The sequence below is a fragment of the Nonlabens antarcticus genome (assembly GCF_015356755.1).
Taxonomy (GTDB): domain Bacteria; phylum Bacteroidota; class Bacteroidia; order Flavobacteriales; family Flavobacteriaceae; genus Nonlabens; species Nonlabens antarcticus.
Genome location: NZ_JADFCO010000059.1, coordinates 24,268 through 47,116 on the forward strand (window position 1 = coordinate 24,268; position 22,849 = coordinate 47,116).

Below are 22,849 nucleotides of genomic sequence, written 5' to 3' on the forward strand. Positions count from 1 at the left end.
TTAACTCATAACTCTTAACTGATAACTGGAAATATGGCTTGGTTTAAAAGAGATAAAAAAGGAATTACGACGCCCACAGAGGCTAAAAAAGATACTCCTAAAGGTCTGTGGTATAAATCCCCAACGGGAAAAATCATTGATGCAGAACAGCTTAAAAATAACTCTTACGTCAGCCCGGAAGATGGCTATCACGTGCGCGTAGGAAGTAAAGAGTATTTTGAAATTCTTTTTGATAATAATGAATTTGAAGAGCTAAATCCTAACATTACCTCAAAAGATCCACTGAAATTTTCTGATTCTAAGAAATATGTGGATCGATTAGAAGATGCTCAGAAAAAGACCGGTTTGAAAGATGCAGTTCGCACCGCAGTTGGAAAGTCTAATGGTAACGATCTTGTTGTCGCTTGTATGGATTTTGCATTTATAGGTGGTTCCATGGGAAGTGTGGTAGGAGAAAAAATCGCTCGTGCCGCAGACCACTCCTTAAAGAACAATATTCCATTTATGATTATCTCTAAGTCTGGCGGTGCTCGTATGATGGAAGCAGCGTTATCACTTATGCAACTGGCAAAAACCAGTTCAAAACTCGCACAACTTTCTGACGCGGGCATACCGTATATCTCCCTTTGCACCGACCCTACCACTGGTGGAACTACAGCATCCTTTGCGATGTTAGGGGACATCAATATAGGAGAACCAGGAGCGCTCATCGCTTTTGCAGGACCACGAGTTGTACGCGACACCACAGGAAAAGAACTTCCAGAAGGTTTTCAAACAGCAGAGTTCCTACTAGAAAAAGGCTTTTTAGACTTTATCGTCCCACGAACCGAATTAAAACACAAGGTGAATCAATACCTAGACTTGATTTTGAATCGTAAAATGGAAGTGGCTTAGGTTGGTCCTCAGTTACAATTTCTAGTCACAGTTTCCAGTTCATCAACGAGTTGTTAGGTTGTGACTGCGATCGAACTTTGCTTACTCAAGTAATTTGAAGCATTTGTGTTGGCTTTGGTCCAGTTTCCAGTCACGTTTTTGAATTTAACGAACGATTACCACAGTTTTTGCTTGGCTCTAATCTTAGTGACTTAAGAAGGATGAAGCATTTTTGGATTTTATAGAGTGCGAAAATCACGTTTTAAGTGAGCGTACTGTCGTGCTTATGAATTCCTCGGGTACTCCTTCGCACCCATTTATGGAAATAATGGCCTCAAAACAGGAAGCCAATTCTCTATAAAGCAATCTGATGAAACTTGTTCGTCAACCGTCTCAAGAAATTGCGAAGGGAATACAAGTAGATGCCTCATTTTATCGTCTTAGATCATAGATCACGAGAATTGCCGCAGGCAATGCGAGTTGTCGTATGTCAGCGAGCATGGTGAGACATCTTTTAGACTATATCCCTCATTATTCTGTAATATTTTATTGCTGTGCGATTTTATATAAAAACCGATAAACTACCGTTTATAGTTATTTTTCGCTGTTAATCCTTGAAGAATAGAGCTGAAGTTATAATATTTCTTAATATTACTACTTTAATACTTAAAAGTATAAAGCCCTTATTATGAGACAATTATTCATTTGTCTTCGCATCTCATTTCTACCCATAATTCTATTATGGGTATCAGCAATCTACGCTCAAGTAGGTATCAACACCATAACCCCAAATGGTATCCTTGATGTAAACAGTACTACAAATGGAGTCGTGTTACCTAGAATAGCTTTAACTGCCACAAACTTAATGGCACCGGTCAAAAATCCGCAAACTGGAAATATCCCCACTGGAACTGTAGTTTACAACACATCTTCAACGCGCAATGCACCTAACGCAGTATCACCTGGAATTTACGTATGGAACGGCAGTAAGTGGGTTTCTCAGTTCACAAAAAAACAAACGGCTTTTTATGAAAGCGGTAAAGGCTTTAGGGCTAAGTCAAGCGATGCATATAAAAATATTCCTAATCTGGTGAATAAGTCGTTTACTCCAAAGTTTACCGGAAATTATAAAATGGAATTAAGTGTGAACTATGGTGGTGGATACGCCATAACCCCTATCGACACTAATTCTGGAAATCTTAACGTTGCTGCACAATCGGGATTATTTAGATTACGGATTAACACTAATGGCATAATCACAAATTATTTTATTCGAACACAGTCCTTTTCTGCTGCCTATGGGAACCAGCAATATTTTGATATTTGGGAAAAATATTCCTCAATAATCAATTTATCTTTAGAAGTAGGTGCCCCCATATCATTTTCCTTAGCTTTTAATCAAGACCCAGCTCCAGAGTTTGTAGATAGCGGTGATTTAAATGAAGGCAGGGGTTACGTTGCTTCAGAGCTTCCTTGTACCGTTGAAATCACCTATATAGACCCCTGAATGATCTCATTATGACAAATAAATATGGTATTTCATTATCAGTATTATTACTTACATTATCATTTACAGTCTATGGCCAAGTTGGCATTGGAACTGACGCTCCCAATGGCGCTTTAGATATCAGCTCAACGTCATCTGGATTTGTCTATCCCGTGGTTGAATTACAAAACACAAATAGTCAAACTATATCGAACCCCAATGCGCCAAACCTTATCGCTGGCACTACGGTATATAATACCACTACCTCAAACAGTGGCTTAAACAGTGTTTACCCTGGGATTTATATTTGGGATGGAAGTGCCTGGATTGCTCAATTTAATAAAAATGATTATAAGTTGTTTGAGCAAGTAGTCCGTTTAAATCCGGCTTCTAACTATGGAAATGAAATTATAAATTTTAACGCTAGTTCTTTTAAACCAAAATACAGTGGAAAATATAAGGTCAAAGTAACGGTACATTATGGAGGTGGAGAAACTAATACTCCAAATCAAACAACACAGTTCGTAAATTTTGTGGCGGCATCAGGAAAATTCATCTATAACTTCAATGGTTTACCTTCAACTTTCAACCTCAAGTCTTATTCTGGACATAATAGTGATAGTGATTTAAATGGTGGCACTACAAAAACATATGTAGACCAATACCGGCAAACTAATATTACTAGAGAGGAAATCTTGACCGCAAATACTGATTATAATTTTTCATTAACGTTTAATCAAGATGATTTGCCTGGTATAATCAATAATGGAGATTATTTAGAACCAGATATTAACCCAGCAGGTTTAGGCTACATTATTTTAGAACGTTCCTTGAAATGTACTGTTGAAATTAATTACGTTGGAAATTAAATTATGGTAAGCCAGTATTTTAAAGCAATAAATTCATGAAATATTCCCATTGTAAAGTCTTTGCTGTTGTAGTTGTTCTGTTTTGCTCTCCTATAAGTTTTATTAACGCTCAGGTGGGTATAGGAACATCGACTCCAGAAGGGATGTTAGATCTTGAATCGAGTACGCAAGGTCTCGTTTATCCTCGTGTTGCTTTAACAAAAACAAAGATAGAAAGTCCCGTGAAGAATCCAAACACTGGACCACTGGTTCAAGGTACGATAGTCTATAACACCAGTAAGACCAAAAGTGGAAGTAATGATGTGTATCCCGGAATTTATGCGTGGGATGGGTTTCAATGGCAACCCCAATTCTATATGGAAGAATATGAAAAGTTTACACAAACAGGAGGAGACCAGCGCACAACTATACGTGAAAACTTATTCGACCCAAACCCTAATAACGCTGACCCTATAGACGGACTCTCTGGAGTGGGGTTTATCCCAAAATACTCGGGATTTTACAAAATTGAAGTAAAAACAAACTTTAGTGGAGGCAAAGTGGCGGATTTTTCAAACATCGACGAAATATCACTAGCAACCGCAGAAGGTGCTTTTTTCTTTAAACTATCGGGAGCTGGAGTTGATATTGATCCTACTACTGGAACTTATGATTATAAAAAAGGGTGGATATACACCCACTCCTATTCCACAAACAATGTGACAGAAGGAACTGGGGCTAATGCGATAGATAACGACAAAGTAGCTCACTACGCATCCGTCGTTTACTACAAATATTTGAGGTTTGATGAGTCCTACACTTTTACATTAAGTAACTGTATAACAATAGGCTCAGAATATTTTGTAAACGGCGGAGATACAGGTGAAGGGCAAGGACATATAGGTCTAGAAATACCCTGCTCGGTAGAGTTCACTTTTGTTGGTACTGACAATCCTCAAAATTAAATAGGTTTAGCTAATCTGTAATGCATTATTCTATTGTGATTTTCAGCTATGTTCTTGACAAAGGACTTGCTCAGCTTACGCTTTGCCTCAATCTTATTTATTGATGACAAATGATTAAAGTTGTTAAATTATTAATAGGTGATGAATGGAATGAACTCCATAGAGTCGATCATCATTAGGTTTCTCGAAGGGAACATGATTCAATCTTCATTTTTTTCGTCTTAGATCTTAGGTCACGAGAATTGCCGCAGGTAATGCGAGTTATCGTTTGTCAACGGGCGTGGTGAGGCATCTTTTAGACCTTGTTTTTCTAATTTACTTTTATATTTAAACCGTATCTTTGCAACCGCTTAGGGCATGAATCCTTGAGCACCGTCAGAAAATCTGACATACATAAGATTCATTATAAAAATAATTTTGGCATGTATTTAGCACCAGAAAAAAAAGCAGAGATTTTCTCAAAATACGGGAAAACTCCAACAGACACAGGTAACACAGACTCGCAAATCGCGTTGTTTACTTACCGCATCAACCACTTAACAGAGCACCTTAAAAGAAATCGTCACGATTACAACACAGAACGTAGTCTTGTGAAACTGGTAGGAAAGCGTCGTTCACTTCTTGATTACAAAATGAAGAAAGACATTGTTGCTTATCGTGAGTTGATTAAGGAACTAGGAATTAGAAAATAAGAAATTGGGGACCTTGTGTCCCCTTTTTGTTTTTTGCGCATCGCTTGCGTAAAAGTTTGGCGTGCATCGCAGGCGTTCTAAATATAACAAAGTTGCAGGAGCTTTATCCTGTTTACGCTTTCGCGAAAGCGTTATAAAAATAAACATCGCAACAACAAAAGCTGGTTTTTCATAAAGTAAGAAAGAACCATTTAAATGTCAGTTCAAGCGCAGTCGAGAACAGAATGAAAATGATCCTTTCGCAAACGCCTTCTCACCACACACAACTTGAGACTAACGTTAAATACTAACAAATGAAACCACAAGTTTTTAAACAAGTGATCAAGATGGCCAACGGGCCTGATATCACTATTGAAACTGGAGCGCTTGCTAAACAAGCACATGGATCTGTCGTGATTACATGTGGTAAAGCAATGCTTCTAGGAACTGTAGTGTCCGGCTACAAATCAACCGGTCTGGATTTCCTTCCACTAACGGTAGATTACCGGGAAAAATTTGCCGCTGCCGGCAAATATCCAGGAGGATTTTTCAAACGTGAGGCACGTCCTAACGATGGTGAGGTTCTTACCATGCGTCTTGTTGACCGTGTACTACGCCCACTTTTCCCTAAAGATTACCATGCAGAGGTTCAGGTAATGATTCAGTTGATGTCTCATGACCCAGAAGTGATGCCAGATGCCATGGCTGGATTAGCAGCTAGTGCGTGTATCCAACTTTCAGACATTCCTTTTGAATGTCCAATTTCTGAGGTACGTGTTGCACGTGTGGATGGTGAGTTCGTCATCAATCCTAGTTATGCCCAACTTGCAGAAGCAGATCTTGAAATGATGATAGGCGCAAGTGCCGACTCTGTCATGATGGTAGAAGGTGAAATGAGTGAAGTATCTGAAGAGGATATGATCTCTGCGATCAAAGCGGCTCATGAAGCCATCAAAGATCAATGTGCTGCTCAAGTTGCCCTAGCGGAAGCTGTAGGTAAAAAAGAAGTACGGGAATATGATGGCGAGCGTGAAGATGCAGACATCGAATCCAAAGTAGCTGAACTTGCTTACCAAAAAGTTTATGATGTTGCTAAAAAAGGAAGTGCAAAGCACGAGCGTAGCGCAGCCTTTAATGAGATCAAAGACGAAGTGAAAGCAACATTCTCTGAGGAAGATCAAGCAGACAATGGAGATCTTATCTCTAAATACTTTAATAAAACCCACAAGAAAGCGGTACGTGATGTACTGTTGAAAGAGGGAATCCGTTTGGATGGTCGCAAGACGACAGACATACGCGATATATGGTGTGAGGTAGATTACCTTCCTTCCACTCACGGTAGTGCAATTTTCACTCGTGGTGAAACTCAGGCACTGGCAACGGTAACCTTGGGAACTTCCAGAGATGCTAATGTAATAGACATGGCATCACAAGAAGGAGAAGAGCGTTTCTACTTACACTATAATTTCCCACCATTCTGTACGGGAGAAGCTCGTCCACTACGTGGAACGTCTCGTCGTGAGGTAGGTCACGGGAACCTTGCACAACGTGCATTGAAGAGAATGCTTCCAGCAGACCTTCCATACACGGTTCGTATTGTATCAGAAGTATTAGAATCTAACGGTTCTTCTTCTATGGCAACAGTATGTGCAGGGACAATGGCAATGATGGACGCTGGTCTACCTATGAAGAAACCAGTTTCTGGTATCGCAATGGGATTGATTACTGACGGTAACAACTATGCCGTATTGTCTGACATTCTAGGTGATGAAGATCACTTGGGCGACATGGACTTTAAAGTAACCGGTACTGCTGATGGTATCACGGCTTGTCAAATGGACATCAAGGTAAAAGGTCTTTCTTATGAGATCCTTACCAATGCATTGATGCAGGCTAGAGACGGCCGCATGCACATTCTAGGAAAGATAACTGACACTATAGCTGCACCTGCAACTGACGTTAAGCCACATGCTCCTAAGATGGAATCTATGGAGATTGAAGGTAAGTACATAGGCGCTATTATCGGGCCTGGTGGAAAAGTCATTCAAGAAATGCAGAAAGAAACCGAGACTACCATCAATATCAAGGAAGAAAATGATATGGGTATCATCGAGATCGCTGGAACAGACCGTGGCAAGATCGAGGCTGCTCTGGAACGTATCAGAAACCTCATCTTTGAACCAACAGTGGGCGAGATTTACCATGTAAAAGTTGTGAAGATGCTCGACTTCGGTGCAGTAGTGGAATTCAAGCCTGGTAAAGAAACTTTACTTCACGTGAGTGAGTTTGATTACAAGCGTATTGAAGATCCATCCACTATATTAAGTGTGGGAGACACACTGGATGTGAAATATATGGGAGTTGATCCACGTACCAAGAAGCAAAAAGTTTCTCGTAAGGAAACATTGCCTAAGCCAGAAGGCTGGACAGAACGCCCACCACGTGAGCGCGATGACCGTCGTAGTGGTGGTCGTGATGATCGTCGCAGTGGCGGTGGAAGACGTGATGATCGTAGATCTGACGACCGTCCACGTCGTGAAAGCCGTGATGATAAAAAGTCTGACAGCAGCTCTGACGAGTAATAGAAAGATTGAAATGTTTTCGCTTTCGCGAAAGCTCAACAATAGAAATCCCTGTAACATAATTGTTACAGGGATTTTTTTGAGTTAGACTGAGTTCTCAAAACGTTTAAATACAAAACCGCCGCTAGAAATTTTAGCGGCGGTTTTTTATTGAGCACTTTAATAATCTATAAATAATTCTAACATATGAACCTTCTAAATAATCGATGCTGCTTTATTCATTGCAATGAGATTCTATAACGTCCAGATCTATCAACTTTAGTTACTACACGATTTCCTTAAATTATTAAGTTACTCACTAATAATTTTAAACAATCAATTAGTAGGGTTTTCTACTATAGCTTCCGAATTACTTTCAAATGAATAATCAAAATTTGTTCTGACATTATTATCTTGTATATGAAAATCCTTAAAAACACTATAATTTTTAAGAATATTTAATCCTGACGCCTGCTGAAAGTTCATTTTATAAATGGCAGAATCTTCAATGAATTTTAGCGAAGTGCGAGAATTATCTTGATTTTTTAGCCTTTTTTGACTTGAATTCTCATCAGAATAAACAATATGTTTTATAGCAAAATCAATAGGGTCGTAAACTATATGACCAAATATTTTTTTTCTATCATTGCTGAAATGGATGGTGTCGTTAATTACTCCATTCTGTCGTTCGATTTTCATTTTGTTTATGTTCTCTCTAAGCTTTTCAATAGGAACAGCTTTACGAATTATAGGTTGACGATTATTAAAATCAATGTAATCTTTGATATTTACGACTTCGTTATTTACTTTCAGATAATTCCTAACTCTCAGCGGATGTTCATTTATCGTATCAATTTGAATTGCAGATATATCGATATTTTTAATATCAGTTCTTATAGTATAGGGCAGTTCAGCCGTTAAATCTATTGTATGTCCTACATTATAAATGGCAACACTATTCATTCTAATTTGTGTTTTTTCAACTCTTGAACCCATAGCATTAAAGCTTCCACCGTCAATTACAGATATCAATATTTTTTGTAATATTTTTTCTGGGGAGTCATCTCGCAAGTATACTGGCTCCAGCATATTTGGTGAACGCTCTAATTTAATTGTATCTGTATCCACAGGTTTAAAGACTACACTTTTAAATCCATTTACGTATAATTTTAAAGTTCTTTGATTATACATAGAATTTATTACAAATGAGTTAGCCTGTATCTCTTGGATAATTAAATCATCTAGTAATAAGTACCCTACATCATTTTTCTTATCAAAATTCTCGATAAAGATGGATTTTTGACCATTAGCTGTTGTAAGATAACAAAATACAATTAAGAGCCCGAAACTGTTACGGGCTCTATTAATGATATTACTATTCATAATTATTCCCAAAAGAAAACCCATTAACCACCAGTATCACATGGTTCTATAAATGATTCGGACCCTGTTTGTTCCCCAGTTAATGGATCGTAGTAATAACGCGTAATTTTACGTTGTGGAATGTGTTGTACAAATCCTAAATTAAAACCAAATCCTTCTCCACATTCTCTTGTAACAACATCTTTATAATCACGTGACGCGATGGCTGTCGTAGTGAACCCTTGCAAGGCAAAGCTTGATATTAAAATTGTTGAAAATATTAATTTTTTCATTATTAAAATATTTTGCTACCTACTCTTTTAAACTACGTTTTTCGGCTACCACGTTTGTTTTGCAAAACGTTGTAAATCAAAAAAAAAACGAACTAACCTAATGTAAATACAAAATAATTAAATTCTTAGCATTTTAGTTAACTGATGTTTATATAATTATGACTTTAAGTGTGGTTAAACCGATGAAATCGGCTTTATTTATTAATTATAAATCTTATTAGCACTATTGAAAATTAAATTAGTGAAAGCAATCACCAGATTAAACTCTTACCACCACCAATAAATCACTTACTATAATGATACCGACAAGCTGCGATCGACAACGAGCCATCTTCATATTTATAGACCAATCGATGTTCTGTAGTTATCCGTCTAGACCAGTAACCATGTAGATCTCCTTTTAGAACTTCTGGTTTTCCTATGCCATCAAAAGGTGTTCTTTTAGTTGCCTTGATAAGTTCGTTGATTCTTTTTAGAATCTTCATATCAGTTTTTTGAAAATAGAGGTAGTCATCCCAGGTCTGACTAGACCAGATCAATTTCATGAATCTAGAAGCTTGTGTTCTGTTCCTTTTCCACTTTCTAGTTCTTTTATCGAATTAATCAGAACATCTCGGTTTTTACCAGATAGTAAATAAGTCGTCTCTTTAAGCGAATTGTACTCGTCAAGAGAGATCAAAACCAAGTCGTTGCCTCCTTTACGCTTAATCACAACATCTGTAACATCGTCAATTACCTTATCAAACCAGTGTTTGAGGTTAGCTCTAAAGTCTGTGTAATTTATAATTTCCATACCGTAAATATAGTTTAAAGTACGCGTTCACGTACTTTTTATGTTATCTATTAAGATGATCGCTTTCGCGAAAGCGTCTTTATCAAGCTCACAATTAGATGAAATGAAGGAAAATCCAATAGCCGGTAAATCCTGTAACCAACAATAAAGTGAAACATCGCCAGTAAAATAAACCTGTTCTTTCTGCATTCCGCAGATTGTAAATTCTGATGCTATCAATAATAATTAAAGTACAACCTAAAATGAGATAGGTCCATTTTTGATCCTCAAAATCCATATTTCCCTTGTAGAAAAAGAATCCCAAAATTAGAAGAAGTAGAGCCATGGACGCTGTGTCCAGTATTTTAGTATAGGATCGGGTTGCAGGTCTTGAAGTCATCGACCGAATTTAAGGTTAATTCACCGATTTGAATACCAACAACGGATTGAAGAAATTTTATATTTGCAAAAACACTATAACCTATGTCAAAACTCATTGCTCCATCCGTTCTAGCCGCAGACTTTGGAAACCTTCAACGTGACTGTGAAATGCTCAACCGCAGTGATGCAGACTGGTTTCATATTGATATTATGGACGGTGTTTTTGTTCCTAACATCTCTTATGGAATGCCGGTTTTAGATGCTATTACTAAGCATGCTACTAAAACGATCGATACCCATTTAATGATTGTTGATCCCGATCGTTACGTTAAAACCTTTGCAGATCTAGGCTGTGATATCTTGACCGTACATTTTGAAGCCTGCACACACTTGCACCGAACGATCCAAAATATAAAAGCAAACGGTATGAAAGCTGGTGTGGCGCTTAACCCACATACCAGTGTGGATCATTTGAAAGACACGATCAAGGATATTGATTTGGTATTGATTATGAGTGTGAATCCCGGTTTTGGCGGTCAGAGTTTTATTGAGAATACCTATGACAAAGTCAAAGAACTAAAAGCTTTGATTGAAAGCAAAGGAGCTTCATGCCTCATAGAAGTTGACGGCGGTGTGACTGACAAAAATGCCAAGCAGCTGATCGATGCTGGAGCTGATGTTTTGGTTGCCGGGTCTTACGTCTTCAAATCTGCCGATCAAGAAAAGACGATTAAGGAATTGCGAGCGCTAGCCAATTCTTAAAAGAGTATTCAGTCGCAGTAGCAGTTTTCAGTTCGTATTAGTTTCATTTTTTAAAAACTCCCAACTCTTCTCTTTCCTCAAAAGGAAGACTGTACATCGCTAAAATATCCTAGACGGTCAACTTTAATAAAATAAGTTTTTCAAAGACGTAATTACTTGATTCACTCGGAGGCGCTGCATTGAGCGAAGTCGAAATGGAAATGCTGATGGGCATTGATAGTTTGCTTCTAAGTGATTTGTTTCAGTTTCAATTTTTTAATCAGTTTCAGCAAGGCGATCTTTCCACTTTCTTCTTTGTTTTTGTTTTTGTTTTTGTTTTTAAATCTACGTTAACCTATATAGGTTCACAGAGCGATTCAGTTAACTTAGGAATATGAGAATGTACATTTTACTAATCACATTTCTAATCGTATCCACTATGCACTCACAAGAATTAAAAACTCATCAATGGAAAAATCGCATCATTCTTGTTATTAGTAACAATGCAGAATCGGCGGATTTTTCCCATCAAATTGATCAACTGAAAAATCACAGTATTAAGTGTGCAGAACGTAAGTTAGTTATGTATCAAATAGTTCCTAACGAGGTACATTCGAACAAGTTTGATGGCGCCGAATCAGAAAAATGGAATTCTGCATCTGATCTCTATACCGAATTCATGAAAAAAGACGACAGCTTCAAAATGGTGTTGATTGGGCTTGATGGAACCGTAAAAGAAGAACGTTTAACTCCTATCGCACCTACTGAGCTTTTTCAAATCATCGATGGCATGTCGATGCGGCAGGAAGAGATGAAGAAGAATTGACAAATGACAAGCTCGATGCTCGCTACGCTCCCATCTTGCTGACGTAAGAAGTAAGGCTTTTTAATTTAGGTTGTTGAACATTTTACAACTAGACCTGTCCTCACTTCAATCCATTTGCATAGTGATTTGCCTCTAAAATATGGTGGTGTTACTATCACGTGAATAAAGAGTTTCTAGAGCAATCAAGGTTCATTTATGTCACACGAGTTCCAATAAGGAACATAAATTATCTACCATTACTAAGTGTGAGAATCTTTCCCGTGTGATTTTGATTTTAGTTTAGGTTTCCATTTGGATTTAATTTTCATCCAGCGGTTATCTTTACCCGCATGAGTCCAAAAATTTTTGACGTTTTAATTATAGGTGCTGGTCCAATAGGAATAGCCTGTGCGCTGGAGGCTAAAAAAGCCGGTTTAGAGTACATTATAGTAGAAAAAGGACCTATTGTGAACTCGCTTTATCACTATCCCGTAAATATGCATTTCTTTTCCACCAGTGAGAAACTGGAAATTGATGAGATTCCGTTTATCTCAAAGGAAGCCAAACCCAGCAAACAAGAAGCGCTGGAATATTACCGTCGTATTGCGACATCAAACAAACTGAACATCTCCCTTTTTGAAAAAGTGGAGCGCGTGCGTAAAATGGATGGGATGTTTGAGGTAATAACAAATAAGGAATTCCATCTTTATGCAGAACGCATAATCATAGCCACTGGTTTCTATGACATTCCCAACAAACTCCAACTGCCTGGCGAGGACTTGAAAAAAGTAACCCATTATTATAACGACCCGCATTTATATGCGTTTCAAAAAGTAGCCATCGTAGGTGCCAGCAATAGCGCGGTTGATGCAGCACTAGAAATATATAGGAAGGGCGGCGATGTTACCATGATCGTTCGTGGTGAAGCTATAGGTGACCGAGTCAAATACTGGGTAAAGCCAGATATTGAGAATAGAATCAAAGAAGGTTCCATTAAAGCGTATTTTGATGCTGAAATCAAGGAAATCAGCGAGGATTCTATAACTATCGAACACAGCGATAAAACCATTGAATTGGAGAATGACTTTGTCGTTGCATTAACAGGTTACAAACCCAACTTTGCTTTTCTTAACATGATGGGAATTGATTTGAAAGGCGATCAGAAAATCCCGGCATACCATCCAGAAACCATGGAAACCAATGTTGATAATGTATATCTCGCAGGAGTCATTTGCGGTGGAAAGGAAACTCACAAGTGGTTTATTGAAAATAGCCGTATTCATGCGACCATGATCATTAAGGGTATTCTAGCAAAAGAAAAAGCTGCTGTCCAATAAATAGATAGCAGCTTTAGAAATTACTATAATTTGATAAATACTCGGCGCCAGAATGAAATTGTCACAATTGGCAAACAGCATTAATGGTTGGGAACAAAACAAAAGTCGGCAATTATCTAGCGGTATACCCACCATCAACCGTATAATAAGATCCCGTTACAAAACTTGCTTGATCGCTGCACAACCAGTACACCAGGTTTGCCACTTCGTCTGGTGTTCCTAGTCTTCCCATGGGATGTTGTGATATCAATCCCTTTTTCTGATCGTCGTCCATTTGATCTAACAATGGTGTCTCAATATATCCCGGTCCCACGGCATTGACCCGTACTCCTTTTTCAGCATATTCAATCCCAGCGGTTTGAGTCAATCCTACCACCGCGTGTTTTGCCATAACATAAGCCACAGATTGCGGCGACCCTACAGACCCTAAAATACTAGACATATTAACGATGGCGCCGCCTCCCGCGTCCAGCATTGCCGGTATTTGCGCTTGACAGCCATAGAATACTCCGTTTTGGTTTATGGCAATTACTTTTTCATAGGTATCTTGAGAATAATCTGCAGATAATGACATATCTCCCCCTATTCCTGCGTTATTTACTGCTGCGTGCAACCCTCCATATTTATCTACTGTTTGCTTCACAAGGCTTTCACACTCATCTTTCTTGGAAACATCAGAATTGATAAAATGAGCTGATCCACCAGCATCTTTAATCGCTTTTACCACCTCATCACCAGCATCTTTGGCGATGTCTGATACGACCACATTAAACCCCTCTTTGCCGAATCTCATTGCGATCGCCTTTCCTAATCCGCTAGCTGCTCCTGTTATGATGACTGTCTTTTTCATGATTTTTATTTCTAAGTTAGAAACAAAATCAATCTGTTGCCGTTAAGGATATTAGAAATAAAATCGTTGTTTATTTAGAATGCTCTAATTGAACTCGCTTTCGCGAAAGCGAACTTCTCAAAATTATAATAGTAAATACTAGCTTAAGTTACGTCAATGTCTAGCCTACTCCGCATCAGGTTTTAATCCTTATTTGTATTAAGCATTTACAAAGTCAATTGATCAGCTGCCGTTTAAGAGTTCTTGTTACCACTCAACAAAGCCATCAAATCTGGATCCTGACCTAATAAAACAGAATCACTATTGATACGACCTTCCATCGATCCATTTTCTAATTTCAACACGCCTCGCGGACACACAGCACTACAAATACCGCAGCCTACACAGCTGGAACGAACGATGTTCTCGCCCTTTTGTGCATAGGCACGAACGTCGATTCCCATCTCGCAATAAGTAGAACAATTCCCACAGGAAATACACTGGCCGCCGTTAGTTGTAATGCGGAATCTTGAAAACATGCGCTGCTGGAATCCTAAAATTGCCGCCATGGGACAACCAAATCGACACCATACCCGGTTTCCAAAAATGGGGTAAAATCCTGTGCCTATGACCCCTGAAAATACCGCTCCTATCAAGAACCCATAATACTTATTTAATTTCCAGGATTCAAAGAAAAACAGTTTTCCAGACCCGTCTAAATAAGTAAAAACGAGAATTCCAACCACAATTACAAAGTATGCTACGGCTCCTATTTTAGCGTCTTTGGCAAGTTCCTTTCTTTTAAAGATCATAACAAGACCGAAAATAAGCGTCAGTAACCCCACGACTCCCCATACAAAAGATTCCTTGCTCAGCCAGACATTATCATAAATCACACTCTCAGTTCCTTTTTCGATCTTAATGTCAGCCATACTACGATCTACTGGAAGTAAAGTTGCTTGCTTCTGCTCATTGACCTGCTTGATTCCTTGTACATTATCTTTTTCCTTAACCACGTTGAACGGAATAGTAATTCCTTCTTTTGATTCTAACGTGACCATCTGATCAGAATCAGATCTATCGAGATAAACCACTTGTGCGGCACCAGCTTCTTGAGCAGCAAGAACTACGTCATGAAGTGGTTTTTGATCTTGTTCCCCTATAAAAACCACCTTATCACTAAAGTCGTTCCAGGAACCTATACTCATAGCAGATTCATTGCCTTTCAAATAAGAATAAACAACGGCAGTGGTCATTACTACTGCAAATACCAGAACGCTATGAATCACCCAGCGCTCAATATTCCAGGCATATTGTTTTTTATTTGAAAGCTGACGGAAGGAATCTCCGGCAGTTTCGGCCAAACCTCCACAGCCACAAACCCAGCTACAATACCAGCGTTTCCCATATTTATAGGTAAGAATTGGTGTAATTACAAATATAGAAGCCACACCGAAAATAAGCATCGCCACCCCAAAATTACCCGCTCCTAAAAACTCATCAATCTTATAACCTGCAAACAAATCATAATTCAAAGGCCATATATTTTTAAAATCATAATAAGGCTGGTTCAAGCTAGACATGATCTCTGGAATAATAAAAGCAAAAGAAGCCTGAAAAAACATCACGCTTCCCGTACGTATCAATTCGTAACTGTTGTGGCGGTATTTCCACATAAATTTAATCCCAAAGGATAGAATTGCAATAGTATAAAGCGTTCCATAAACAAACCACTGACTTGCCGGATTGCCACTTAAAAATTTAGAAAACGGATCAAACAGCGCGATCACACCCGTATTATCGCCATCTGCCACCAGTCCCAAATATTGCGGATAGAAATATAAAAGCACATAGAAACCGCTAAAAGCCAAAATCGCCATCCACGCCCACAATCCACGACTGGTGATGGATTTAAACATGACGCCATCATTCTTGATCCCAGCACTTTTTCCAGAATAAGTTGCCCATGAAAATCCCACTATCCCACCTATAATACTTCCCAACGCAATTGATAACCACAGTGTTTTATCAGGGAAATTGACGTTGAAATTTGCAATGATTAAGATTGCTAAACCGAATAATCCCAAAGCTGTAAAAATCTTCTGACCTGCGTTAAGTGACTTAGGCGGTTCACCGGTTAGGGACATATTACGTTGATAATCTGACATAAGTGTGTTTTATTAAAGTGGTGAAACCTTTCTAAGAAGGTACTTTTTGATTTTGAAAATGGGTATTAATCTTTTTGAAGGGCTTTTTATAAAACTCTGGGTCAAAACAGGATTTAGATAGATGTTCCATAACGTGGTCTACAGATCGCTCTTCATTGAGCCAGTTATCAAAGACCTCATGTTTCATTCGGATCCCGAAGGTATTGATCCCGATAAATTTTCTAGAGGCTATCTCAAACTCTACCGTTATAGCACGCTCGTTTTTCTCATCTTGCCAGTGGTAATGTTCATTTCCGTCTTTAGGTTCTGCCCATACCCAGCCGTAGGTTTGATATTCGATATCCATAAACTTAGCGCTGTTGAACCAGTTTCCTGGGCTCCATTCCATGGGGTTGCCGCATAAAGTTTGTGCCAGCGTCTCTCCCATCATTCTTCCAGTATACCATACCGCCTCTACAGGTTTGCGTTCCCCCACCGCCTTTCGCTGTTGGGCACAATCGCCTATAGCATAAATTCCTTTAATATTAGTTTGAAGGTGTTCATCCACAAGAATCCCTTTATCTGTTTCTATACCGCTGCTGGCGAGAAAACCTATTTGAGGTTTTACTCCAGCACATAGACCTACAAGATTGCATTCTATGGTTTCTCCTTTTTTGGTTTTAATTGCGGTCACTCGACCATTTTCATCGCCGATGATTTCATCGAGTTCTTCTTCATGCTGTAAATCAATACCGTGGGAAATAATATGATCAGAAATCATTCGGGCATCTGCCTTTGGTAAAACGCCGCTCCAGAATGCTTCCTCGCGCACTAGAAATGTCACAGGGATTTTACGGGTATGCAGCATTTCTGCAAGTTCAACGCCTATCAGTCCACCACCTATTAAAACTGCTCGCTTGCAAATATCGTTATTGGGCGCATTCACCTCCAGCAGTTCAAGGTCATCTCGTGTTATTAATCCCTGAACACCTTGCAGATCTTCTCCCGGCCAGCCGAATTTGTTTGAGATACTTCCAGTTGCAATCACCAGTTTATCATAGGAGAATTGTTCGCCAGAGTCTAGTGATAGCATTTTAGTTTCTGGATGTACGTGTTTTACATAATCCCTCTTAAGTTCGATTCTATTCTTTTCCCAGAACCAATTTTCATAGGGTTGCGTGTGTTCAAACTTCATGTGACCCATATAAACATACATCAACGCCGTACGAGAGAAAAAATAATCTGTCTCTGCAGAAATTACGGTAATGCGCTTATCAGACAGCTTCCGTATATATCTGGCCGCAGTAATTCCCGCAATCCCATTTCCAATGATGACAATATGTTCCATATGATTTGTGTCTAATTGAAGGTTCTTTTACAACTCTTAAAACTACAACATCGAAATAAAACAAATATGACAGAAATAGGATGATTCAAAATTCCCGTTTCTTATAATATTATTCCTCCTTTATAGCCGATTCAAACCCGTTACATGGCGTGATTGTTGCAAATATTAATTACACATTCATGTGCAAAACATTATTATGACAATTAAAAATACAATTCTTATCGTGCTGTTGGTAGGTTTTTCCGCTTTCGCGAAAGCGCAATTATCATCATTCTCAACATCCACCAAAGCGGTTTTAAACACCTACGTTACAAACGGTCAAGTGGATTATGCGGCCATCAAAAAAAATCCAAAAGATTTACAGGTCGCCCTTGAATCGCTTAAAAAAATAGACATCGAGAAACTGAGCAATGATGAATGTAAAGCGTTATTAATCAACGCCTACAATCTCTTTGTCATCAAAGGTGTTGTGGATGTATACCCGGTAAAATCAGTGATGGATCAAAAGGATTTTTTTGATGTGAAGGCGTTTGATTTAGGAACTCAAAAAGTTTCTCTGAACCAACTGGAAAAAGAAATCCTTTTCAAAAGATTCCCTGATGAACGTCTACATTTTGCACTGGTTTGTGGAGCAATAAGCTGTCCACCATTGACCGCAAAACCATTCACTGCTGAAAATGTTGACTTCATGCTTAAAAAATTAACCAAAGCTGCCATCAATAACCCAGCGATAGTGCAACTGGATATGCATGAGAAAAAAGCGATGGTTTCAAAAATATTTGACTGGTATAATGCAGACTTCACTAAAAAAGAGAACTTGAGTGCTTACATTAATCGTTACGGTGAGAACACCATTCCGGCAGGATTTAAAATAGGTTACATGAATTATGACTGGAGCCTGAACGGGAAATAGACAGAATTGAGTAAATTTATAAAAAGAAATATCATGAGCACGCAAGAATTAAGAGAGCAGCTACAGAAAAAGATAAATGTGGTTGAAGATGCCGCTATCTTAAGACAGGCATTAGCAATTTTGAATACTGAAAGTAAAAATCAATCTTACATTCCTATATCAAAACATATTGACACGGTTTTACACGAGGACGATAGCTTGTTGAGAAGACTTGCAGAATGATTGACATCAATGAAGTTATCGATGGGCATTCTCGTATTGTAAAAGCTACAGGTGGAGCAGATGGTCTACGTGATCAAGGTGCTCTTGAGTCTGCGATCAGCAGACCATTTGCAACATTTGATGGTATAGATTTGTATACAAATATTTATGAAAAAGCTGCTGCAATCTTAGAAAGCATTTTGATAAACCATCCATTTATTGACGGTAACAAACGCACTGGCTGGGCATTAATGCGTTCCTTATTGCTAAGCGAAAAACTACAGATTAGTGCACAAGAAAATGCCAAATACAACTTCACAATTCAAGTAGCAGAAGGAAAACTTAATACGGACCAGATAAGCGCATGGATTAGAAGCAATTCCGCTAGTATCGATGAATAGTAGGTTTATGAAACTTTTCAGCGGTCTTTTTTTTACAGCGATTCTCCTCATTTCTTGTAATGCACAAGTAGAAAAACCGGCCATTCCCGAAATGATAAAAGGCATTTCATTTGTCGCAACACGGGATTCCATCACACCAGAAGTTGTAAACCCCATCAAAAATTATAATGCTAATTATGTCGCAGTGCATCCCTATGCCTTCATGCGCAATCTGGAAAACCCATCAATTATACACAATAGTGACCGTCAGTGGTGGGGCGAGCGCATTGATGGCACAAAACACACCATCGATATTTTCCATGAAAACGGATTGAAAGTGATGCTCAAGCCGCAACTGTGGATAGGTAGAGGAATTTATACAGGAACCATGATCTTGCCAGACGCTGCAAGATGGGACACTCTGGAAACTACCTACGAAAAGTTTATCCTCGACTATGCGCAAGTCGCCCAAGAAACAAATGCTGATCTATTTTGCATAGGAACAGAACTGGAATCTTTCGTTATTGCGAGGCCAAAGTATTGGAATGCGCTCATTCTGAAAATTCGTGAGATTTATAAAGGCAAACTTACCTATGCAGGTAACTGGGACAGTTATAAAGTCGTTCCATTTTGGGATCAAATGGATTACATAGGCATCGATGCCTATTTTCCCGTAAGCGATCAAAAAGCTCCAGATTTGATGACAACGAAAAATGGTTGGAAAAAGTGGAAAGCCGAGTTAAGTTCGCTTTCGCGAAAGCATGATAAGAAGATTCTTTTTGCAGAATACGGTTATGTAAGTGCAGATTATGCAGGAAAGGAACCGTGGGCAACCGCAGACGAAACTCGAAGCGTAAACAACAAAGCACAGCAAATATTATTACAGGCGCAATACGAAAGCATCTGGAAAGAAGACTGGTTTGCTGGTGGGTTCCTATGGAAACATCATGCGGAATCCAGCCGTCGCGGTTATGCAAAACGATTCACACCACAAGGAAAACCAGCAGAAAAAACAGTTACTGAAGCATATGGAAAATATTAAGTGAAAATATCAGATTTGTACACCGGGCAAGTATTTACATTTTAAATATATTGCTGATTAGGCATGAATCGGCTAGAGTTAAAAGAAGAATATTATAAACGGTCTGTAGCTATTTAAAGATGGCTTTAAAGCAGTAAATAATTAGAGAAATTGCCAACCGTATTTATTTAGAATATTTAAAAAATGAGACAACAATCGCGCAATCCAAATAACCTACCGACTAAGGTTTGTCCAGTTTGTGAGCGTGAATTCACGTGGCGTAAGAAATGGGAAAAGAATTGGGAAAACGTGAAATATTGTAGCAAAAAATGTAGCTCCAGTAAATAGGTTTAAATATAATACTAGTATAGGGTTACCTACATATTTAAGCAATTGAAGTCTATTAAATTGATGCTGTCGTTATTTCATTCCATCTAACAATAATTATGAAGAAGTTAATTACATACATAGCAATTTTAGTCTGTACAATGGGTGCAATAAACGCACAAGTTCTATCAGACAAGCAACAGTTTACACATCAAGACACTTTGCGTGGTTCTATAACGCCAGAGCGTTCCTGGTGGGATATAACCTATTACGATCTTAGTGTAAAAGTACAGCCAGAGAAAAAGTTTATTTCTGGTTCTAACGTGATTCATTATAAAGTGCTGGAACCTTACCAAATCATGCAAATTGATTTGCAAAAGCCTCTTAAATTTTTGAAGGTAGTACAAAACGAAAAGGAACTAGAGGTACGAAATGATGGAAACGCGCATTTTGTGACGTTACTCGAAGAACAAAAAGTAGGAGCAATTAATACTCTAGAAGTTTTTTATGAGGGCAAGCCACGAGAGGCAAAAAATGCACCCTGGGATGGAGGTTTTTCTTGGAAGAAAGATGCTAAAGGGAATGATTTTGTCGCGACTTCTAATCAAGGTCTAGGCGCGAGCGTCTGGTGGCCTAATAAGGATCACATGTATCAAGAAGTGGACAGCATGTCTATTGCCATAAATGCTCCTAAGGGCTTGATGGACGTTTCTAATGGAAGGTTAAGAAAAACAGAGCTCATGGAAGATGGCACCACAACCTACCACTGGTTTGTAGATAATCCCATCAATAATTATGGAGTCAACATTAACATAGGGAATTATGTTCATTTCTCTGAAGTATATAAAGGCGAGAATGGGGATCTGGATATGGATTATTATGTACTCGCTGGAAACCTAGAAAAAGCCAAAGAACAATTTAAAGATGCTCCCAGAATGATGGAAGCTTTTGAACACTGGTTCGGTCCTTACCCTTTTTATGAAGATGGATATAAACTGGTGGAGGCTCCCTACTTAGGAATGGAACATCAGAGTTCTGTGACGTACGGAAATAAATTTGCAAATGGCTATTTGGGCCGCGATCTTTCGGGAACCGGTTGGGGTTTAAAGTTTGATTTTATCATTATCCATGAATCTGGACATGAATGGTTTGCTAATAATATTACCAACAAAGACATAGCGGATATGTGGATTCATGAAAGCTTCACGGCTTATTCAGAAAATCTGTTTTTAGATTATTTCTATGGTAAAGAGGCAAGCGCTGAATATGTAATAGGAACGAGACGCAGCATCACTAACGATAAACCCATCATAGGCACGTACGGCGTTAACAGCGAGGGGTCTGGCGACATGTATTATAAAGGAGCTAATATGCTACACACTTTGCGGCAGCTTGTAAATGATGATGAAAAGTGGAGAATGATATTGCGCGGAATGAATAAAACATTTTACCATCAAACTGTTACCACTGAACAGATTGAAAATTATCTATCTCAAGAAACCGGAATGGATCTAGAGCCCTTTTTTAACCAATATACACGCGATACACGTGTGCCCGTGCTAGAATACAGCATAAATGAATCAGGTCTTTACTACCGGTGGAATAATGTGGTTGAAGGTTTTGAAATGCCTTTAGAAATGATAGTTGATGATAAAAAACAGTGGATCAGCCCTACAAACGAGTTCCAACTCCTGGAATTACCCACGTCCGAATCTAACATAAGCATAGATGAGGATTATTACGTCGAGTCGAAATTGGTTAAGATTTAAACTAGAATTTTTAAACTGTTTTCTAAAACCTCATATTCAAGCTTGAAACTAACGTCTGCCTATCACAACTGCGGAACTTAACCTTTGAGTCATATGGCTGCATTAATAGTTTTTTTATTAATACAGTTAACTTATTTGTTACAGTAAAATCTTCTGCACTATCATGAAAGAACACATTATAACATCCACCATACAGTTTGTTCAACAACAACTAAAAGATGCAGAAGGCGGTCACGACTGGTTTCACATCGAAAGGGTATGGAAGAATGCGAAACTCATAGCCACTCAGGAAACGAGTGCAGATAGACTAATCATAGAATTAGGCGCCCTACTCCACGACATAGCCGACTCAAAATTCCACGATGGAGATGAGACCTTAGGTCCGCGTGTGGCTCGGGAATTTTTAGAAAAAGAAAATGTGGATGAAAGAGTAATCGATCATGTTATTAAAATTATTGAGAATATATCTTTCAATGGCGGCAATGTGGATCAAAAATTCAAAAGTCTAGAATTAGATATCGTTCAGGATGCAGATCGTCTGGATGCCTTAGGCGCGATTGGAATAGCTAGAACATTCAATTATGGTGGGTTTAAAAATAGACTGATTTATGATCCTGCAATTACCCCAGATTTGAAAATGGATAAGGAGACTTATAAGAAAAGCGATGCACCCACGATAAATCACTTTTATGAAAAGCTTTTACTCCTCAAAGAACTGATGAACACAGGATCAGGAAAACAACTTGCGCAAAAGCGCCATGAGTTCATGGAACAATACCTCGATCAGTTCTATGCAGAATGGAACGGAAAACAGTAAAT

General features: G+C 38.6%; 24 protein-coding genes. 16 read left to right on the top strand and 8 right to left on the bottom strand.

Translation table 11 applies throughout. The annotated features are described in order from the left end of the window. The first annotated feature begins 33 nt into the window (after positions 1 to 33). From accD to IQ282_RS01610, 6 genes are all read left to right on the top strand, one after another. Positions 34 to 894, top strand: coding sequence for an acetyl-CoA carboxylase, carboxyltransferase subunit beta (gene accD, locus IQ282_RS01585; protein WP_194850194.1), 861 nt, complete (start codon positions 34 to 36; stop codon positions 892 to 894). Between the two features lie 667 nt (positions 895 to 1,561). After that, on the top strand, positions 1,562 to 2,380 hold the full coding sequence (locus IQ282_RS01590; protein WP_194850195.1) for a hypothetical protein: 819 nt from the start codon (positions 1,562 to 1,564) through the stop codon (positions 2,378 to 2,380). Between the two features lie 11 nt (positions 2,381 to 2,391). Then, on the top strand, positions 2,392 to 3,228 hold the full coding sequence (locus IQ282_RS01595) for a hypothetical protein (RefSeq protein WP_194850196.1): 837 nt from the start codon (positions 2,392 to 2,394) through the stop codon (positions 3,226 to 3,228). A 35-nt stretch (positions 3,229 to 3,263) separates the two neighbouring features. After that, a complete protein-coding gene (locus IQ282_RS01600) occupies positions 3,264 to 4,172 on the top strand; it encodes a hypothetical protein (RefSeq protein ID WP_194850197.1) in 909 nt (302 codons plus the stop codon). Positions 4,173 to 4,594: 422 nt separating this feature from the next. Continuing rightward, complete coding sequence (gene rpsO, locus IQ282_RS01605; protein ID WP_194850198.1) at positions 4,595 to 4,864, top strand: 30S ribosomal protein S15; 270 nt, start codon at positions 4,595 to 4,597, stop codon at positions 4,862 to 4,864. A gap of 293 nt (positions 4,865 to 5,157) precedes the next feature. After that, positions 5,158 to 7,425 carry a polyribonucleotide nucleotidyltransferase gene (locus IQ282_RS01610; protein WP_194850199.1) on the top strand — a complete coding sequence of 756 codons (2,268 nt, stop codon included), beginning with the start codon at positions 5,158 to 5,160 and terminating at the stop codon, positions 7,423 to 7,425. Positions 7,426 to 7,740: 315 nt separating this feature from the next. Here the strand turns inward: IQ282_RS01610 and IQ282_RS01615 are convergent, their stop codons facing one another. The 5 genes from IQ282_RS01615 to IQ282_RS01635 form a co-directional block, all read right to left on the bottom strand. Next, complete coding sequence (locus tag IQ282_RS01615; protein WP_194850200.1) at positions 7,741 to 8,787, bottom strand: hypothetical protein; 1,047 nt, start codon at positions 8,785 to 8,787, stop codon at positions 7,741 to 7,743. Positions 8,788 to 8,810: 23 nt separating this feature from the next. Beyond that, complete coding sequence (locus IQ282_RS01620) at positions 8,811 to 9,059, bottom strand: hypothetical protein (protein WP_194850201.1); 249 nt, start codon at positions 9,057 to 9,059, stop codon at positions 8,811 to 8,813. A 284-nt stretch (positions 9,060 to 9,343) separates the two neighbouring features. Next, positions 9,344 to 9,604, bottom strand: a complete 261-nt coding sequence (locus IQ282_RS01625) for a Txe/YoeB family addiction module toxin (protein ID WP_194850202.1) — start codon at positions 9,602 to 9,604, stop codon at positions 9,344 to 9,346. Further along, positions 9,601 to 9,852: a type II toxin-antitoxin system Phd/YefM family antitoxin gene (locus tag IQ282_RS01630; RefSeq protein WP_194850203.1), complete on the bottom strand. Its 252-nt coding sequence runs from the start codon at positions 9,850 to 9,852 to the stop codon at positions 9,601 to 9,603. Before IQ282_RS01630 ends, IQ282_RS01625 begins: the two co-directional genes overlap by 4 nt. Positions 9,853 to 9,946: 94 nt before the next feature. Further along, a complete protein-coding gene (locus tag IQ282_RS01635; protein WP_194850204.1) occupies positions 9,947 to 10,231 on the bottom strand; it encodes a hypothetical protein in 285 nt (94 codons plus the stop codon). A gap of 83 nt (positions 10,232 to 10,314) precedes the next feature. Between IQ282_RS01635 and rpe the strand changes: the two genes are divergently transcribed. From rpe to IQ282_RS01650, 3 genes are all read left to right on the top strand, one after another. After that, positions 10,315 to 10,974: a ribulose-phosphate 3-epimerase gene (gene rpe / locus IQ282_RS01640; protein ID WP_194850205.1), complete on the top strand. Its 660-nt coding sequence runs from the start codon at positions 10,315 to 10,317 to the stop codon at positions 10,972 to 10,974. A gap of 373 nt (positions 10,975 to 11,347) precedes the next feature. After that, complete coding sequence (locus tag IQ282_RS01645) at positions 11,348 to 11,779, top strand: DUF4174 domain-containing protein (RefSeq protein WP_194850206.1); 432 nt, start codon at positions 11,348 to 11,350, stop codon at positions 11,777 to 11,779. A 329-nt stretch (positions 11,780 to 12,108) separates the two neighbouring features. Continuing rightward, positions 12,109 to 13,095 carry a YpdA family putative bacillithiol disulfide reductase gene (locus tag IQ282_RS01650; RefSeq protein WP_194850207.1) on the top strand — a complete coding sequence of 329 codons (987 nt, stop codon included), beginning with the start codon at positions 12,109 to 12,111 and terminating at the stop codon, positions 13,093 to 13,095. Between the two features lie 112 nt (positions 13,096 to 13,207). Here IQ282_RS01650 and IQ282_RS01655 read toward each other — a convergent pair whose 3' ends face one another. From IQ282_RS01655 to IQ282_RS01665, 3 genes are all read right to left on the bottom strand, one after another. After that, positions 13,208 to 13,945 (bottom strand): SDR family NAD(P)-dependent oxidoreductase, encoded by a 738-nt coding sequence (locus tag IQ282_RS01655; protein WP_194850208.1) that lies wholly within the window; start codon positions 13,943 to 13,945, stop codon positions 13,208 to 13,210. A gap of 233 nt (positions 13,946 to 14,178) precedes the next feature. Continuing rightward, positions 14,179 to 16,092 (bottom strand): 4Fe-4S dicluster domain-containing protein, encoded by a 1,914-nt coding sequence (locus IQ282_RS01660; protein ID WP_194850209.1) that lies wholly within the window; start codon positions 16,090 to 16,092, stop codon positions 14,179 to 14,181. 31 nt (positions 16,093 to 16,123) lie between these two features. Beyond that, positions 16,124 to 17,419: an NAD(P)/FAD-dependent oxidoreductase gene (locus tag IQ282_RS01665; protein ID WP_194850210.1), complete on the bottom strand. Its 1,296-nt coding sequence runs from the start codon at positions 17,417 to 17,419 to the stop codon at positions 16,124 to 16,126. Positions 17,420 to 17,615: 196 nt separating this feature from the next. Here IQ282_RS01665 and IQ282_RS01670 point away from each other — a divergent pair, with 196 nt between their 5' ends. The 7 genes from IQ282_RS01670 to IQ282_RS01700 all read left to right on the top strand — a co-directional run bounded on the left by IQ282_RS01670 (position 17,616) and on the right by IQ282_RS01700 (position 22,847). Further along, positions 17,616 to 18,332, top strand: coding sequence for a DUF547 domain-containing protein (locus IQ282_RS01670; protein ID WP_194850211.1), 717 nt, complete (start codon positions 17,616 to 17,618; stop codon positions 18,330 to 18,332). A 33-nt stretch (positions 18,333 to 18,365) separates the two neighbouring features. After that, positions 18,366 to 18,554: a hypothetical protein gene (locus IQ282_RS01675; RefSeq protein ID WP_194850212.1), complete on the top strand. Its 189-nt coding sequence runs from the start codon at positions 18,366 to 18,368 to the stop codon at positions 18,552 to 18,554. Further along, positions 18,551 to 18,934 carry a type II toxin-antitoxin system death-on-curing family toxin gene (locus tag IQ282_RS01680; RefSeq protein ID WP_194850213.1) on the top strand — a complete coding sequence of 128 codons (384 nt, stop codon included), beginning with the start codon at positions 18,551 to 18,553 and terminating at the stop codon, positions 18,932 to 18,934. The genes IQ282_RS01675 and IQ282_RS01680 overlap by 4 nt, the downstream gene beginning before the upstream one ends. A 7-nt stretch (positions 18,935 to 18,941) precedes the next feature. Continuing rightward, positions 18,942 to 19,955 carry a glycoside hydrolase family 113 gene (locus IQ282_RS01685; RefSeq protein ID WP_194850214.1) on the top strand — a complete coding sequence of 338 codons (1,014 nt, stop codon included), beginning with the start codon at positions 18,942 to 18,944 and terminating at the stop codon, positions 19,953 to 19,955. 183 nt (positions 19,956 to 20,138) lie between these two features. Continuing rightward, the gene (locus IQ282_RS01690) at positions 20,139 to 20,282 is read left to right on the top strand and encodes a DUF2256 domain-containing protein (RefSeq protein ID WP_194850215.1); all 144 of its coding nucleotides are present in this window, start codon (positions 20,139 to 20,141) and stop codon (positions 20,280 to 20,282) included. Between the two features lie 98 nt (positions 20,283 to 20,380). Continuing rightward, positions 20,381 to 22,030, top strand: coding sequence for a M1 family metallopeptidase (locus IQ282_RS01695; RefSeq protein WP_194850216.1), 1,650 nt, complete (start codon positions 20,381 to 20,383; stop codon positions 22,028 to 22,030). A gap of 163 nt (positions 22,031 to 22,193) precedes the next feature. Next, entirely contained in the window at positions 22,194 to 22,847 is a 654-nt protein-coding gene (locus IQ282_RS01700) for an HD domain-containing protein (RefSeq protein ID WP_194850217.1), read from the top strand. The last annotated feature ends 2 nt before the right edge of the window (positions 22,848 to 22,849 follow it).

Bases quoted from the DNA above. Each gene is read 5' to 3' on its own strand.
- accD (WP_194850194.1), top strand. From the start codon at position 34: ATGGCTTGGTTTAAAAGAGATAAAAAAGGAATTACGACGCCCACAGAG.
- rpsO (WP_194850198.1), top strand. From the start codon at position 4,595: ATGTATTTAGCACCAGAAAAAAAAGCAGAGATTTTCTCAAAATACGGG.
- IQ282_RS01650 (WP_194850207.1), top strand. From the start codon at position 12,109: ATGAGTCCAAAAATTTTTGACGTTTTAATTATAGGTGCTGGTCCAATA.
- IQ282_RS01635 (WP_194850204.1), bottom strand. From the start codon at position 10,231: ATGACTTCAAGACCTGCAACCCGATCCTATACTAAAATACTGGACACA.
- IQ282_RS01630 (WP_194850203.1), bottom strand. From the start codon at position 9,852: ATGGAAATTATAAATTACACAGACTTTAGAGCTAACCTCAAACACTGG.
- IQ282_RS01685 (WP_194850214.1), top strand. From the start codon at position 18,942: ATGAAACTTTTCAGCGGTCTTTTTTTTACAGCGATTCTCCTCATTTCT.
- IQ282_RS01610 (WP_194850199.1), top strand. From the start codon at position 5,158: ATGAAACCACAAGTTTTTAAACAAGTGATCAAGATGGCCAACGGGCCT.
- IQ282_RS01695 (WP_194850216.1), top strand. From the start codon at position 20,381: ATGAAGAAGTTAATTACATACATAGCAATTTTAGTCTGTACAATGGGT.
- IQ282_RS01660 (WP_194850209.1), bottom strand. From the start codon at position 16,092: ATGTCAGATTATCAACGTAATATGTCCCTAACCGGTGAACCGCCTAAG.
- IQ282_RS01600 (WP_194850197.1), top strand. From the start codon at position 3,264: ATGAAATATTCCCATTGTAAAGTCTTTGCTGTTGTAGTTGTTCTGTTT.
- rpe (WP_194850205.1), top strand. From the start codon at position 10,315: ATGTCAAAACTCATTGCTCCATCCGTTCTAGCCGCAGACTTTGGAAAC.
- IQ282_RS01665 (WP_194850210.1), bottom strand. From the start codon at position 17,419: ATGGAACATATTGTCATCATTGGAAATGGGATTGCGGGAATTACTGCG.
- IQ282_RS01675 (WP_194850212.1), top strand. From the start codon at position 18,366: ATGAGCACGCAAGAATTAAGAGAGCAGCTACAGAAAAAGATAAATGTG.
- IQ282_RS01670 (WP_194850211.1), top strand. From the start codon at position 17,616: ATGACAATTAAAAATACAATTCTTATCGTGCTGTTGGTAGGTTTTTCC.
- IQ282_RS01620 (WP_194850201.1), bottom strand. From the start codon at position 9,059: ATGAAAAAATTAATATTTTCAACAATTTTAATATCAAGCTTTGCCTTG.
- IQ282_RS01690 (WP_194850215.1), top strand. From the start codon at position 20,139: ATGAGACAACAATCGCGCAATCCAAATAACCTACCGACTAAGGTTTGT.
- IQ282_RS01615 (WP_194850200.1), bottom strand. From the start codon at position 8,787: ATGAATAGTAATATCATTAATAGAGCCCGTAACAGTTTCGGGCTCTTA.
- IQ282_RS01625 (WP_194850202.1), bottom strand. From the start codon at position 9,604: ATGAAATTGATCTGGTCTAGTCAGACCTGGGATGACTACCTCTATTTT.
- IQ282_RS01590 (WP_194850195.1), top strand. From the start codon at position 1,562: ATGAGACAATTATTCATTTGTCTTCGCATCTCATTTCTACCCATAATT.
- IQ282_RS01595 (WP_194850196.1), top strand. From the start codon at position 2,392: ATGACAAATAAATATGGTATTTCATTATCAGTATTATTACTTACATTA.
- IQ282_RS01645 (WP_194850206.1), top strand. From the start codon at position 11,348: ATGAGAATGTACATTTTACTAATCACATTTCTAATCGTATCCACTATG.
- IQ282_RS01655 (WP_194850208.1), bottom strand. From the start codon at position 13,945: ATGAAAAAGACAGTCATCATAACAGGAGCAGCTAGCGGATTAGGAAAG.
- IQ282_RS01700 (WP_194850217.1), top strand. From the start codon at position 22,194: ATGAAAGAACACATTATAACATCCACCATACAGTTTGTTCAACAACAA.
- IQ282_RS01680 (WP_194850213.1), top strand. From the start codon at position 18,551: ATGATTGACATCAATGAAGTTATCGATGGGCATTCTCGTATTGTAAAA.